The organism is Burkholderia sp. Se-20378 (assembly GCF_017104665.1).
Taxonomy (GTDB): Bacteria; Pseudomonadota; Gammaproteobacteria; order Burkholderiales; family Burkholderiaceae; genus Burkholderia; species Burkholderia lata.
Window position 1 is genome coordinate 1 of record NZ_JAAGPG010001200.1, and the last position, 718, is coordinate 718.

Annotated in this window: 1 protein-coding gene; it reads right to left on the minus strand. The window is 69.9% G+C overall.

All coding sequences use genetic code 11. The features are described from left to right. On the minus strand, positions 1-718 hold a 718-nt coding region (locus G3N93_RS40995; protein ID WP_206135633.1), incomplete at both ends, for a sigma-54-dependent Fis family transcriptional regulator.

Sequence of the window (718 nt, forward strand, 5' to 3'; positions counted from 1 at the left end):
AGCTGCGCGGCGATATCGGCCGGCAGATCCTGCCGCGTCACGCGCGCGGCGTCGCACACCGCGCACGCATAGCGCAGCACGTTGCGCAATTGCCGCACGTTGCCGGGCCACGGATACGCGGCGAGCTGTTCGGCGAGCGTTGCATCGAGCGTCAGCACGTGGCCCGTTGCCTGCGCCTCCTCGGCGAATACGGCGGCGATCACGTCGCGCACATCGGCGCGTTCGCGCAGCGGCGGCAGTTCGAACGTCGCGCCGCTCAGCCGGTAGTACAGGTCCTCGCGGAACGTGCCGTCGGCCACCATGCGTGCGAGATCGCGGTGCGTCGCGCAGATCACGTCGAGATCGACGCGTACGGGCGTATCGCTGCCGAGCGGCACGACCTCGCCATCGGCGAGCACGCGCAACAGGCGCGTCTGCAGAGCGAGCGGCATGTCGCCGATTTCATCGAGGAACAGCGTGCCGCCGTCGGCGAGCGCGATCTTGCCGCGCGCGCCATTTTTGCGTGCGCCGGTGAACGCGCCGGCCGCATAGCCGAACAGTTCGCTCTCGATCAGCGCTTCCGGCAGCGCGCCGCAGTTGACCGCGACGAACGGCCGCGTGCGTCGCGCGCCGGCGTCGTGGATCGCGCGCGCGAACACTTCCTTTCCCGCACCGGTTTCGCCGAGCACGAGAATCGGCAGCCGCTTGCTCGCAACGCGCAGCGCGAGCTCGGCAAAAC